Raw genomic sequence first — 12,819 nt, 5'->3', positions numbered from 1 at the left:
CTTTCGGAGCCCTCCATGCAACACGACAAGATCCTCATCCTCGACTTCGGCTCGCAGGTCACGCAGCTGATTGCCCGCCGCGTGCGCGAAGCCCATGTGCTGAGCGAAGTGCATCCCTGCGACGTGACCGATGACTGGGTTCGTCAATACGCGGCCGATGGGTCGCTCAAGGGCGTGATCCTGTCCGGCAGCCATGCCAGCGTGTACGAGGAGAGCACCGACAAGGCGCCCCAGGCCGTCTTCGAGCTGGGCGTGCCGGTGCTGGGCATCTGCTACGGCATGCAGACCATGGCGCACCAGCTGGGCGGCAAGGTCGAGAGTGGCCACAAGCGCGAGTTCGGCTTCGCGTCCGTGCGTGCCCGCGGCCACACCGAGCTGCTGCGCGACATCGCCGACTTCACGACTGACGAAGGCCACGGCATGCTCAACGTCTGGATGAGCCACGGCGACAAGGTGAGCGAGCTGCCGCCCGGCTTCAAGCTGATGGCCAGCACCGACAGCTGCCCCATTGCCGGCATGGCCGACGAGGCGCGCAAGTTCTACGCCGTGCAGTTCCACCCCGAAGTCACGCACACGCAGCAGGGCAAGGCCATCCTCGAGCGCTTCGTGCTCGGCATCTGCCAGGCCCAGCCCGACTGGGTCATGAAGGATCACATCGCCGAGGCGGTGGAGGCCATCCGCCAGCAGGTCGGCGACGAAGAGGTGATCCTCGGCCTGTCGGGCGGTGTCGATTCGTCCGTGGCCGCGGCCCTGATCCACCGCGCCATCGGCGACCAGCTGACCTGCGTGTTCGTCGACCACGGCCTGCTGCGCCTGGACGAGGGCAAGATGGTGATGGAGATGTTTGCCGGCAAGCTGCATGCGCGCGTCATCCATGTCGACGCCAGCGAGCAGTTCCTCGGTCATCTGAAGGGCGTGAGCGACCCCGAGCAGAAGCGCAAGATCATCGGCCGTGAGTTCGTCGAGGTGTTCAAGGCCGAGGCCGCCAAGCTCAAGGCCGGCACCGGCGGCCACAAGGGCGCCACCTTTCTGGCCCAGGGCACCATCTATCCCGACGTGATCGAGTCCGGCGGCGCCAAGAGCAAGAAGGCCGTCACCATCAAGAGCCACCACAACGTGGGCGGCCTGCCCGAACAGCTGGGCCTGAAGCTGCTGGAGCCGCTGCGCGACCTGTTCAAGGACGAGGTGCGCGAACTGGGCGTGGCCCTGGGCCTGCCGCCCGAGATGGTGTACCGCCATCCCTTCCCGGGCCCAGGCCTGGGCGTGCGCATCCTGGGCGAGGTGAAGAAGGACTACGCCGACCTGCTGCGCCGAGCCGATGCCATCTTCATCGAGGAACTGCGCAACTTCCGCGACGAGTCGACAGGCAAGAGCTGGTACGACCTCACCAGCCAGGCCTTCACCGTCTTCCTGCCGGTCAAGAGCGTGGGCGTGATGGGCGATGGCCGCACCTACGACTACGTCGTGGCCCTGCGTGCCGTGCAGACCAGCGACTTCATGACCGCCGACTGGGCCGAGCTGCCCTATGCGCTGCTCAAGAAGGTGTCGAGCCGGATCATCAACGAGGTGCGTGGCATCAACCGCGTCACCTACGACGTGTCGAGCAAGCCGCCGGCGACGATCGAGTGGGAGTGAAACCGGGGTCCTCGGCAACGGTGCCCTTGCGCAGCGCCCAGTCGCTGCGCGATGCCTGAGGCGCTTCCCCAGCAGTCAACAAAAGATCCAGCTCACGGGACCCATGCTCGACGACATCAAGAAGACCCTCTGGGCCACGGCCGACAAGCTGCGCGCCAACATGGACGCGGCCGAATACAAGCACCTGGTGCTCGGCCTCATCTTCCTCAAGTACATCTCGGACACCTTCACCGCCCGCACTGCCGAGCTGGCCGCGCGTCTGCGTGACCCCGACGACGAATATTTCTACGCCGACGCCAGCGACGAAGACATTGCCGCCGAACTGGAAGACCGCGACTACTACACCTCGGCCAACGTGTTCTGGGTGCCCGAAGCCGCCCGATGGGAGGCCATCCGCGCCGCCGCCAAGCAGCCCGCCATCGGCAAGCACATCGACGACGCCCTGGGTCTGATCGAAGCCGAGAACCCCAAGCTCAAAGGCATCCTCGACAAGCGCTATGCCCGCGCGCAGTTGCCCAGCGGCAAGCTGGGCGAATTGGTGGACCTGGTTTCGACCATCGGCTTCGGCACCGACCCCGCCGTGGCCCGCGACGTGCTGGGGCAGGTGTACGAATACTTCCTGGGCATGTTCGCCAGCGCCGAAGGCAAGCGGGGCGGGCAGTTCTACACGCCCGCCAGCATCGTCAAGACCCTGGTGGCCGTGCTGGCCCCGCACCAAGGCAAGGTGTACGACCCCTGCTGCGGCTCGGGCGGCATGTTCGTTCAGAGCGAGAAGTTCATTGAAGCCCACGGTGGCAGAAAAGGCGACGTGTCCATCTACGGGCAGGAGGCCAACCCCACCACCTGGCGCCTGGCGGCGATGAACCTGGCCATTCGCGGCATCGACTTCAACCTGGGCCGCGAGCCCGCCGACACCTTCACCCACAACCAGCACCCCGACCTGCGGGCCGACTACATCCTGGCCAACCCGCCGTTCAACATCAGCGACTGGTGGCACGGCAGCCTGGAAGGCGATGCCCGCTGGCAGTACGGCGACCCGCCGCAGGGCAATGCCAACTACGCCTGGCTGCAGCACATGCTGCACCACATGAAGCCCACCGGCCGCGCCGGCATCGTGCTGGCCAATGGCTCGATGTCCAGCAGCCAGAACAACGAAGGCGTGATCCGCGCCGCCATGGTCGATGCCGACGTGGTCGAGGTCATGGTGGCCCTGCCGGGGCAGCTGTTCTTCAACACCCAGATCCCGGCCTGTCTGTGGTTTCTGGCCAAGCAGAAGCAGCGCAAGGGCGAAGTGCTGTTCATCGACGCCCGCAAGCTCGGCAAGATGATTTCACGCGTGCAGGCCGAGCTGGACGATGCCGCCATTGCCCGCATTGCCGAGACCGTCGCCGCCTGGCGTGGCGAGGTGGAGGAGGGCGCCACCATCACCACCTATGCCGACGTGCCGGGCTTCTGCCGCAGCGTGCCCCTGGCCGAAATTGCCCAGCACGGCCATGTGCTGACTCCGGGCCGCTATGTGGGCGCCGAAGAAGTGGAAGACGACGACGAGGCCTTTGCCGAGAAGATGCAGAAGCTCACCGAGAAGTTGGGCGAGCAGATGGCGAAGGGGGCAGAGCTGGATGCGCTGATTCGGCAGAAGCTGAGGGGGCTGGGGTATGAGTTCTGAACGGCCGCTTGAATCCAGGACAGGCGGTCGTGCGGCGACGACTGGAGTGATTCCCGGGGATTTCGCGATCTCTGTCGGTAATCCAGGAACCGCTCTTGCTGAGGGTTGGACATGGACTTTGTTGACGGATGTTGCGCGCTTAGAAACTGGACACACCCCTAGCCGTAAGCACCCCGAGTATTGGGGCGGAAATGTGCCTTGGGTTGGAATTCGGGACGCTACTGGTAACCATGGGCAAACCATCCGTAAGACAGCCCAGTACACCAATGAGCTTGGTATCCGCAATTCGTCCGCGCGCATCCTGCCGGCCCATACCGTCTGCCTGTCTCGCACAGCATCGGTGGGCTATGTTGTGGTCATGGGTGTCCCCATGGCGACTAGCCAGGACTTCGTCAACTGGGTCTGTGGGCCGGAGCTTGACTACCGCTTCCTCAAGTACATCCTGTTGGGCGAGCGGAGCAGTTTCTTGCGCTTCGCGTCAGGGACCACTCACCAGACCATTTATTTCCCCGAGGTCAAAGCCTTTCACGCAGCTTTGCCGGACTTAGATACTCAGCGAGCAGTGGCCGACGTGTTGTCGGCATTGGACGACCGCATCACCCTCCTGCACGATACCAACGCCACCCTCGAAGCCATCGCCCAGGCGCTGTTCAAGTCATGGTTCGTCGATTTCGACCCCGTGCGCGCCAAGATGGCAGGCCGCGCCCCCGAAGGCATGGACGAGGCCACGGCCGGGCTGTTCCCTGATGCGTTGGAAGAAATGGATTTGCAGGTTGTGCCGGAGGGGTGGCGCTATCGCAGCCTTAAAGAAGTTGTGGAAATTTTTGACTCTAAGCGCGTGCCATTGTCCGGCGCAGAGCGATTAAAGCGACGAGGACCGTATCCGTACTACGGCGCAGCTGCGCTGATGGACCATGTTGATGATTACCTCTTCAACGGCGTCTATCTGCTGACGGGAGAGGACGGTTCAGTTGCAGACGAAGCGGGCTTTCCAATCACACAGTATGTGTGGGGAAAGTTCTGGGTTAACAACCATGCTCATGTATTGCAAGGGCGCAATGGCGTGGCCACTGAACACGTGATGTTGTCGCTCCGGCATACGAATATCCAACCGTTCATTACTGGTGCTGTTCAGGCAAAGCTGAGTCAGTCAAACATGTGGCGCATCCAGTTTTTGTTGCCGCCGCCTTCGATTTGCGTGGCTTTTGGGGAGATGCTGCGACCGTTATTCACACGGGTGCGTCACAACTCCGATATGGTGCAGACCCTCTCCAATCTACGCGATACATTGCTCCCCCGCCTGATCTCCGGCCAGCTCCGCCTGCCCGAAGCCCGAGGTCAACTAGAAGAAGCCCTCGCCTGAAATTCCCGCTCGGCAAATTCGAACGCATACCCCAGCGCCAGGCTTGAGCCAGCGAGGCCGGCGAGTTCACGCCCTGGCAAGCGCAGGCCGACAACCTCATGCTGCTGGCCGAAGCCTTGAGTCTCCGTGAACTGGAGATCCGGACCGATGCCGCAGAGGTGGGCGCGCGCAAGGTGATCTGGCCGGCCGAAGCCTTCCGCACGAGCACATGGCCGCGCGCTGGAGTCCTTGGGCGTGTCTCACGTCTGGCGGGCCCCTGATCAAGTCATTGCGTTGAACTGGATGACCACCTGCTTTCATCCTTGCTCCAGCCATTAAAGAGCGCTTTAATGCCCCGAGCAATCATTCAAGCGGGCTTTCACACGATGCGCAGCACAGGCGCCTACGCCATGTCCACGACCCTGGGCGAATCCGTCCGGGCATTCGTGCCGCATGCGCTGCCGCCTGGCAACCCGCCCTTGGCGCCGGACGCTTTCGCCGGGTTCAACCACGCGGCCGAGTTGGCGTTGGCGCGGCTGTCGGGGGTGTCGGGTCTGGCGCCTTCCGTGGACTGGCTGCTCTACAGCGCCATCCGTAAGGAGGCCTTGCTGACTTCTCAGATCGAGGGCACGCAGGCCACGCTGGTGGATCTGTTCGACGACGAGGCAGGGCTTGCCATCAGCAACACCGACGACGTCGAAGAAGTCACCAACTACCTGCGTGCCTTCCGTCTGGTTCAGGGGCAGTTGCGCGACCCCCAAGGCTTGCCCATCAGCGTGCGCCTGCTGTGCGACGCGCACCGCCTGCTGCTGGACGGTGTGCGGGGCGCAGGCAAGCAGCCGGGCGAACTGCGCCGCTCGCAGAACTGGATCGGTGGCACGCGCCCCGGCAATGCGGCGTTTGTGCCGCCCCCACCGGAGCAGGTGCCCGGCCTGCTGGCCGACATGGAACGCTTCATCCATGGCGTGGATTCCGGCTTGCCGCCCTTGGTGAAGGTGGCCCTGGTGCATGCCCAGTTCGAAATCATTCACCCATTTCTGGACGGCAATGGGCGCATCGGACGGCTGCTGATCGCCGCCTTGCTGGAGCACTGGGGGCTGCTGCCCGAGCCGCTGATGTACCTCAGCGGCTACCTCAAGCAGCACCAGACCGACTACTACCGCCGTCTGTCCGCCATCCGCACCGATGGCGACTGGGAGGGCTGGCTGGCCTTCTTTCTGGAGGGAGTGGCCAGTGCCGCCGCTGAAGCCGAACGGGGCGTGGTCGCTCTTGCGAGCTTGATCGCGGCGGACAGGCGCCGCCTGCTGGCCGCGCCCAAGGCCGGCCCGGCCAGCTACCGCCTGTTCGAGATGCTGCCCATGATGCCGCGCTTCACCATCGAGCGCGCGCGGCAGGCATTGGGCACCACCTTTCCTACGGCCACCGCGGCGGTAAAGGTGTTGGAAGAACTGGGCATCGTGACGGAATTGACGGGCCAGAAGACGAACCGCAGCTTCAGCTACCAACCCTATGTGGCGCTGCTGGCGCTTTGACCAGGTACAGGGCAGGGCATGACCGAAGATCAACTCGAACAGGAAGCGCTCAGCTGGCTCGTGGAGGTCGGCTACACCCACCTGAGCGGCCACGACATCGCTCCCGATGGCCCGGCGCCGGCGCGCGACAACTTCCGCCAGGTGCTGCTGGCCCAACGCCTGCGCGATGCCATCGCCCGTCTGAACCCGCACCTTCCCGTCGCGGCGCGCGAAGACGCCTTCAGGCAGGTGCAAGACCTGGGCACCCCGGTGCTGCTGTCGGCCAACCTGCACTTCCACCGGCTGCTGGTGGGCGGCGTGCCCGTGCAGTACCAGCAGGATGGCGAGACGCGAGGCGACTTCGTGCGCCTGGTGGACTGGGGCGATGCAGCGGCCAACGAATGGCTGGCCATCAACCAGTTCTCGCTCAAGGGACCGCACCACACCCGCCGCCCCGACATCATCCTGTTCCTCAACGGCCTGCCCGTGGTGCTGCTGGAGCTGAAGAACCCGGCCGATGAGAAGGCCAACATCTGGAAGGCCTACGAGCAGATCCAGACGTACAAGGCGCAGATCCCCGACGTATTCCAGTACAACGAGGTGCTGGTGGTGTCGGACGGCTCCGAGGCGCTGATGGGCTCGCTCTCCAGCGATGCCGAGCGCTACATGGCCTGGCGCACCATCGACGGTGTCACGCTCGACCCGCTGGGCCAGTTCAACGAATTGGAGACCCTGGTGCGCGGTGCGCTGGCACCGGCCTGCCTGCTGGATTACCTGCGCTACTTCGTGCTGTTCGAGGACGACGGCGGGCTGATCAAGAAGATCGCCGGCTACCACCAGTTCCACGCCGTGCGCGCGGCCATCGAGCAGGTGGTGGCCGCGTCCCGTCCGGGCGGTTCGCACAAGGGCGGGGTGGTGTGGCACACCCAGGGCAGCGGCAAGAGCATCACCATGACCTGCTTTGCCGCACGGGTGATGCAAGAGCCCGCCATGCAGAACCCGACCATCGTGGTCATCACCGACCGCAACGATCTGGACGGCCAGCTCTTCGGTGTGTTCAGCCTGGCGCAAGACCTGCTGCGCGAGCAGCCCGTGCAGGTGGAGTCGCGGCAGGACCTGCGCGCCAAGCTCGCCAACCGACCCTCGGGCGGCATCGTGTTCGCCACCATCCAGAAGTTCATGCCGGGCGAGGATGAGGACGCCTTCCCGGTGCTATCGGGCCGCAGCAACATCGTCGTGATCGCCGACGAAGCGCATCGCACGCAGTACGGCTTCGAGGCGAAGCTCAAGACCGTCAAGCGCAAGGCGGACCCGCCGGAGGGCGCAGCGACTGCTCTGACCACGGGTGACGAAGTCAGTTCGGCCCTGCCTGCCAACTTTGTTCCGCCGGCGTACGAGGTCAAACACAAATACCAGGCCGGCTACGCCCAGCACCTGCGCGACGCCTTGCCCAATGCCACCTTCGTGGCCTTCACCGGCACGCCCGTGTCCAGCGAAGACCGCGACACGCGCGCCGTGTTCGGCGACTACATCCATGTCTATGACATGCAGCAGGCCAAGGAAGATGGCGCCACCGTGGCCATCTACTACGAGAGCCGCCTGGCCAAGCTCAGCCTGAAGGAAGACCAACTGCCGCACCTCGACGAAGAGGTGGACGAGCTGGCCGAAGATGAAGAAGAGAGCGCCCAGGCCAGGCTCAAGAGCCGCTGGGCCGCGCTGGAAAAAGTGGTGGGCGCCGAGCCCCGCGTGGCCGCCGTGGCGGCGGACCTGGTCAGGCACTTCGAAGAGCGCAACAAGGCGCAGAACGGCAAGGCCATGGTCGTGGCCATGAGCCGCGACATCTGCGTTCATCTGTACGACGAGATCATCCGGTTGCGCCCCGACTGGCACGACGCGGATCCGGAGAAGGGCGCCGTCAAGATCGTGATGACGGGTTCGGCCAGTGACAAGGCCCTGCTGCGCCAGCACATCTACAACGGCCAGGTCAGGAAGCGGCTGGAGAAGCGCTTCAAGGACCCGGTGGACCCGCTGCGCCTAGTGATCGTGCGCGATATGTGGCTGACCGGCTTCGACGCCCCTTGCGTGCACACCCTGTATGTGGACAAGCCCATGAAGGGCCACAACCTCATGCAGGCCATCGCCCGCGTGAACCGCGTGTTCAAGGACAAGCAGGGCGGCCTCGTGGTCGATTACATCGGCATCGGCAACGAGCTCAAGGCCGCGATGAAGGAGTACACGGCCAGCAAGGGCCGGGGCAAGCCCACGGTGGACGCCCACGAGGCCTACGCCGTGCTGGAGGAAAAGCTCGACGTGCTTCGCGCCATGCTGCACGGCTTCGACTACAGCGGCTTTCTCACGGGCGGACACAAGGTGCTGGCCGGCGCGGCCAACCACGTGCTGGGCTTGAAGGGAGAAGGACAGCGCGACGGCAAGAAGCGCTTCGCCGACACGGCCTTGGCCCTGAGCAAGGCCTTCACCCTGTGCTGCACGCTGGACGAAGCCATGGCCGTGCGCGAAGAAGTGGCCTTCATGCAGGCGGTGAAGGTGATCCTGACCAAGAAGGACATCACCCAGCAGAAGAAGACCGATGAGCAACGCGAGCTGGCCATCCGTCAGATCATCGGCTCGGCCGTAGTGTCCGACAGCGTGGTGGACATCTTCGATGCGGTGGGCCTGGACAAGCCCAACATCGGCCTGCTGGACGACGAGTTCCTGGCCCAGGTGAAGAACCTGCCCGAGCGCAACCTGGCGGTGGAACTGCTGGAGCGCCTGCTGGAAGGCGAAATCAAGAGCCGCTTTGCCACCAACGTGGTGCAGGAGCGCAAGTTCTCCGAACTGCTGGGCAACGTGATCAGGCGCTACCAGAACCGATCCATCGAAACCGCGCAGGTGATGGAGGAGCTGGTGGAGATGGCCAGGAAGTTCCGTGAGGCGGCCTCACGCGGCGAGAGCCTGGGCCTGAGCGATGACGAGGTGAAGTTCTACGACGCGCTGCTCCTCAACGAATCGGCTGCGCGCGAACTGAGCGACGAGACGCTGAAGAAGATCGCCCATGAGCTGACCGAAAGCCTGCGCCAGAACATCAGCGTGGACTGGGCACACCGCGAGAGCGTCCGGGCCAGGTTGCGGCTGATGGTCAAGCGGATATTGCGCAAGTACAAGTACCCGCCCGACCTGGCCGATTCGGCGGTGGAGCTGGTGCTGGAGCAGGCTGAGAGGATTGGGGAGGAGTGGGTTCGGTAGCGCCCTGACAGAAGGCGGCGTCAGTACCGCCTTTGGCTGTTAGGAGGGTAGCGGGGCAAGGCGTCAAACAAAAAAGCCGTCTTTGAGATTTCATTCTCAATAGAATGCCGTCCGCCATGCGCCTGCTTGCCGTTCTCCGCCTCCTGCTGATTGCCGTGTTGTTCAACACGGCCGTGGGCCATGGGCTGCATGAGGGCGTGCATCTGCGGGAGGGCGGTGCCGCGCTGTCCTCGGCCGCCGACCTGGGCGATGCCGATGAACCCGGCGAGGCCAGGACCGACGCCGTCTGTGCCTGGTGCCATCTCGGGGCGCAACTGGCCAGTGCGATCTGGCCGCCTCCGGCCATCCTGGGCGTGGCCGTTGTCGGCACGGCGCAGCCGCTGCTGCGCATTCACCCGCCCAGGCCGGCGCCGAACGCCTGGCGTTACAGCGCACGCGATCCACCCGTGCGGGGCTGATCGCTCTTCGCGCCATTGCCCGCTCGCTCCCCCGGCCATCGGCCGGGCGGCGGAGCTGGGTCGTCCTGGCTTCTCACTTTCCTGTTCCCGGCGTTCGGCTGTCCTGCCCGACGTCTCGTTGCGCGCCTTTCCGCTTTGCTTGCGGCGGCCGCGATCCTTTTTTTCCGCCATGCATTCGCACTTTCCTTTCGCCGCCGCCCGTCGTGCGCCTGTCTTCCCTGTTTCGCCGTCGCGCGCCCTGAGGCCTGTCGCAGCGGCTCTGGCCCTGCTGGGCCTGGGCGCGGCGCATGCGCAGGTCTCCACTGGCCCCGCCGTGGGCGAACTCGACGCGGTCGAGGTGGTCGGCCGCACCGAGTCCGGCGCCTACCACGCCGACGAAGCGGCGGGCGCCAAGACCGAGCTGCCCTTGCGCGAGCTGCCGCAGTCCGTGCGCATCGTCACCCGCCAGGCCATCGACGATCTGGGCGCCACCAAGCTGGACGACGTGCTCGACTACGTGGGCGGCGTCTCGCGCCAGAACAACTTCGGCGGGCTGTGGGACAACATCGCCATCCGTGGCCTGCCCGGCAACGAGAACACGGGCATGGCGACGCTGCTCAACGGCTTCTCTTCCAACCGCGGCTTCAATGCGCCGCGCGATCTGGCCGGGGTGGAGCGCATCGAGTTCCTCAAGGGAACGGCCGCCTCGCTGTATGGCAGCAGCGAGCCCGGCGGCACGCTCAACATCGTGTCCAAGCGGCCGCTGTGGAAGCCTGCCCATGCGGTCGAAGGCTATGTGGGCAGCTACGGCCTGCGCCGCGGCGCCTTCGACATCACCGGGCCGCTCACCGACCGCTTTGCATACCGGCTGAACGTGGCGGTGGAAGACCGCGACAGCTTCCGCGACGTCGTGCAGGCGCGCCGCGAGGTGCTGGCGCCGGCCTTCACCTGGAAGCTGGGCCGCGACACGGTGTTGGAGTACGTGGGCGAGTACCTGCGCCACCGCACGCCGCTGGACCGTGGCGTGGTGGCGGTCGACAACCGGCTGGGCGTCATCCCGCGCAGCCGCTTCCTGGGCGAGCCGGCCGATGGCGACGTGACCGTGCGCAACAGCACCCATCAGCTGATGCTGACCCACGAATGGAGTGCGGACTGGCGCAGCCGCATCGGCCTGTCGTATCGCGGCACCGGCATCGAAGGCTTCTCGACCGAGCCGACGGCCTTGCGCAGCGATGGCACGCTGACCCGCCAGCGGCGCTTCCGCGATTACGACTCGAACGACCTGGCCCTGCAGGCCGAACTGCAGGGAACGGTACGCACGGGCGCGGTGGAGCACGAACTGCTGTTCGGGCTGGAGCGCTACCGCTTCGACATGGACACCCTGATGCTGCGCGCCAATCCGAGCGCCGCACGACCCTACGCGATCAACATCTTCGCCCCGGTGTACGGGCAGGTGCCGCCGGTGCCCACGGCCAACACCGACACGCTGGAGCACCAGCGCAACACCGCCGTCTATGTGCAGGACGCCATCCGGCTGGCGCCGCAATGGCGCCTGGTGGCCGGCCTGCGCGCCGATCGCTACGACCAGTCGCTGCTCAACCGCCGCACGGGGCTGACAACCGCCCAGACGCCGAGCGCGACCTCGCCGCGCGTCGGCCTCGCCTGGCTGCCGTCGCCGCAGTGGACGGTCTATGCCAACGTCGGCCGCTCCTTCCGGCCCAACACCGGCACCGACGTGGCCTCGCGCGCCTTCGAGCCCGAGACGGGCCGCGCCGCCGAACTGGGCGCCAAGTGGGAAAGCGAAGACAGGCGCATGGGCGCGACGGCCGCGCTGTTCGACATCCGCAAGCGCAACGTGCTGACCAATGATCCGGTGAACACCGGCTTCTCGGTGGCGGCGGGCGAGATCCGCAGCCGCGGCCTCGAGTTCGACTTCACCGGCCAGGTGAGCCGCCACTGGCGCCTCAATGCCAGCCTGGTGCTGAGCGATGTGGAGGTCACGCGCGACAACACGCTGGAGGTGGGCGGTCGCCTGCTCAACGTGCCCAAGGTCAACGGCAGCGTGCTGGCGGTCTACGAGGACGCCTTGGCCAATGGGCAGCGCTATGGCATCGGCGGCGGGCTGACCCATGTCGGCCGCCGGCTGGGCCAAGCGCGCACCCAGGCCGAGGCCAATGCCGGCGCACCGGCATTCGAGCTGCCGAGCTACACCACCGCCAAGCTGGTGGCCTACTGGCGCCTCAACCCGCGCCTGCGCCTGACGCTGGACGTGGACAACCTGTTCGACACCACCTACTACAGCAGCTCGTACAGCCGCGTGTGGGTGACGCCGGGCGCGGCACGCTCGGTCACCGTCGGGCTGCAGGCCAAGTTCTGACCCTGCCAAGGCCACCCGCAGCCGCGCCGAGGCGGGTGGCCCTGATGGACACGCGACACGCATCAACGAGATCGGAATCCCCCCTTTGCCCGACACATCCTCTTTCGACACCACCACCGGCGCCGTCCCTGTCCGTCGCCGGCGTCTGCTGCAGACCGGCGCTGTGATGGCAGCCGCTGCCTGGACGGCGCAGGCCACCGCTGCCCAGCCCGAACGGCCGTTGCAGATCGTCGGCCCGTGGGAACTGGCCGGCCTGGCACCCGCCAAGAGCGGCCACGTGTTCACCCGGCTGCAGATCACCGAGACACTGACCGATGCGCAGGACGACGGCACCCCGCTGCCCGGACTGGCCGAGCGCTGGACGGTGTCGGCCGACGGTCGCACCTGGCGTTTCGTGCTGCGGCCGCGGGCGCGCTTCCATGACGGCACCGCGGTCGATGCGGCGGCCGTGGTGCGCTGCCTGAAGCTGGCCTGTACCCCGCCGGCGATGCTGAGCCTGGCGCCGGTGGACGCCATCGAGGTGGATGACGAGCGCACCGTGCGCATCCGCCTGGCACGTCCGCATGGCGGCCTGGCCTCGCTGCTGGCGCACAGCAGCACCCTGGTCC

9 protein-coding genes are annotated in these 12,819 nt (G+C 65.9%); all 9 read left to right on the top strand.

From position 1 onward, the window contains the following. Positions 1-15: 15 nt before the first annotated feature. Positions 16-1,635 carry a glutamine-hydrolyzing GMP synthase gene (gene guaA / locus QZ772_RS01575; protein ID WP_295522380.1) on the top strand — a complete coding sequence of 540 codons (1,620 nt, stop codon included), beginning with the start codon at positions 16-18 and terminating at the stop codon, positions 1,633-1,635. 103 nt (positions 1,636-1,738) lie between these two features. Next, positions 1,739-3,301 carry a class I SAM-dependent DNA methyltransferase gene (locus QZ772_RS01570; protein WP_295522378.1) on the top strand — a complete coding sequence of 521 codons (1,563 nt, stop codon included), beginning with the start codon at positions 1,739-1,741 and terminating at the stop codon, positions 3,299-3,301. Next, complete coding sequence (locus QZ772_RS01565) at positions 3,291-4,664, top strand: restriction endonuclease subunit S (RefSeq protein WP_295522376.1); 1,374 nt, start codon at positions 3,291-3,293, stop codon at positions 4,662-4,664. The genes QZ772_RS01570 and QZ772_RS01565 overlap by 11 nt, the downstream gene beginning before the upstream one ends. A gap of 98 nt (positions 4,665-4,762) precedes the next feature. After that, entirely contained in the window at positions 4,763-4,924 is a 162-nt protein-coding gene (locus QZ772_RS01560; RefSeq protein ID WP_295522374.1) for a hypothetical protein, read from the top strand. Between the two features lie 129 nt (positions 4,925-5,053). After that, positions 5,054-6,175 (top strand): Fic family protein, encoded by a 1,122-nt coding sequence (locus QZ772_RS01555; RefSeq protein WP_295522372.1) that lies wholly within the window; start codon positions 5,054-5,056, stop codon positions 6,173-6,175. 18 nt (positions 6,176-6,193) lie between these two features. After that, positions 6,194-9,397 (top strand): type I restriction endonuclease subunit R, encoded by a 3,204-nt coding sequence (locus QZ772_RS01550; protein WP_295522370.1) that lies wholly within the window; start codon positions 6,194-6,196, stop codon positions 9,395-9,397. Positions 9,398-9,513: 116 nt separating this feature from the next. Continuing rightward, positions 9,514-9,855, top strand: a complete 342-nt coding sequence (locus tag QZ772_RS01545) for a DUF2946 family protein (RefSeq protein WP_295522368.1) — start codon at positions 9,514-9,516, stop codon at positions 9,853-9,855. A 169-nt stretch (positions 9,856-10,024) separates the two neighbouring features. Beyond that, a complete protein-coding gene (locus QZ772_RS01540; protein WP_295522366.1) occupies positions 10,025-12,211 on the top strand; it encodes a TonB-dependent receptor in 2,187 nt (728 codons plus the stop codon). 85 nt (positions 12,212-12,296) lie between these two features. Then, positions 12,297-12,819, top strand: a 523-nt coding sequence (locus tag QZ772_RS01535) for an ABC transporter substrate-binding protein (RefSeq protein ID WP_295522364.1), incomplete at its 3' end; no start/stop codon positions are given.

The sequence above is a fragment of the uncultured Pseudacidovorax sp. genome, assembly GCF_913773995.1.
In the GTDB taxonomy this organism is placed as follows: domain Bacteria; phylum Pseudomonadota; class Gammaproteobacteria; order Burkholderiales; family Burkholderiaceae_C; genus Xenophilus.
The sequence above is the reverse complement of the archived record's forward strand: the minus strand, read 5'-3'. Positions and strand labels throughout refer to the sequence as shown.

Excerpts from the sequence above, each read along its gene's own strand:
- guaA (WP_295522380.1), top strand. The coding sequence starts at position 16 with ATGCAACACGACAAGATCCTCATCCTCGACTTCGGCTCGCAGGTCACG.
- QZ772_RS01570 (WP_295522378.1), top strand. The coding sequence starts at position 1,739 with ATGCTCGACGACATCAAGAAGACCCTCTGGGCCACGGCCGACAAGCTG.
- QZ772_RS01565 (WP_295522376.1), top strand. The coding sequence starts at position 3,291 with ATGAGTTCTGAACGGCCGCTTGAATCCAGGACAGGCGGTCGTGCGGCG.
- QZ772_RS01560 (WP_295522374.1), top strand. The coding sequence starts at position 4,763 with ATGCTGCTGGCCGAAGCCTTGAGTCTCCGTGAACTGGAGATCCGGACC.
- QZ772_RS01555 (WP_295522372.1), top strand. The coding sequence starts at position 5,054 with ATGTCCACGACCCTGGGCGAATCCGTCCGGGCATTCGTGCCGCATGCG.
- QZ772_RS01550 (WP_295522370.1), top strand. The coding sequence starts at position 6,194 with ATGACCGAAGATCAACTCGAACAGGAAGCGCTCAGCTGGCTCGTGGAG.
- QZ772_RS01545 (WP_295522368.1), top strand. The coding sequence starts at position 9,514 with ATGCGCCTGCTTGCCGTTCTCCGCCTCCTGCTGATTGCCGTGTTGTTC.
- QZ772_RS01540 (WP_295522366.1), top strand. The coding sequence starts at position 10,025 with ATGCATTCGCACTTTCCTTTCGCCGCCGCCCGTCGTGCGCCTGTCTTC.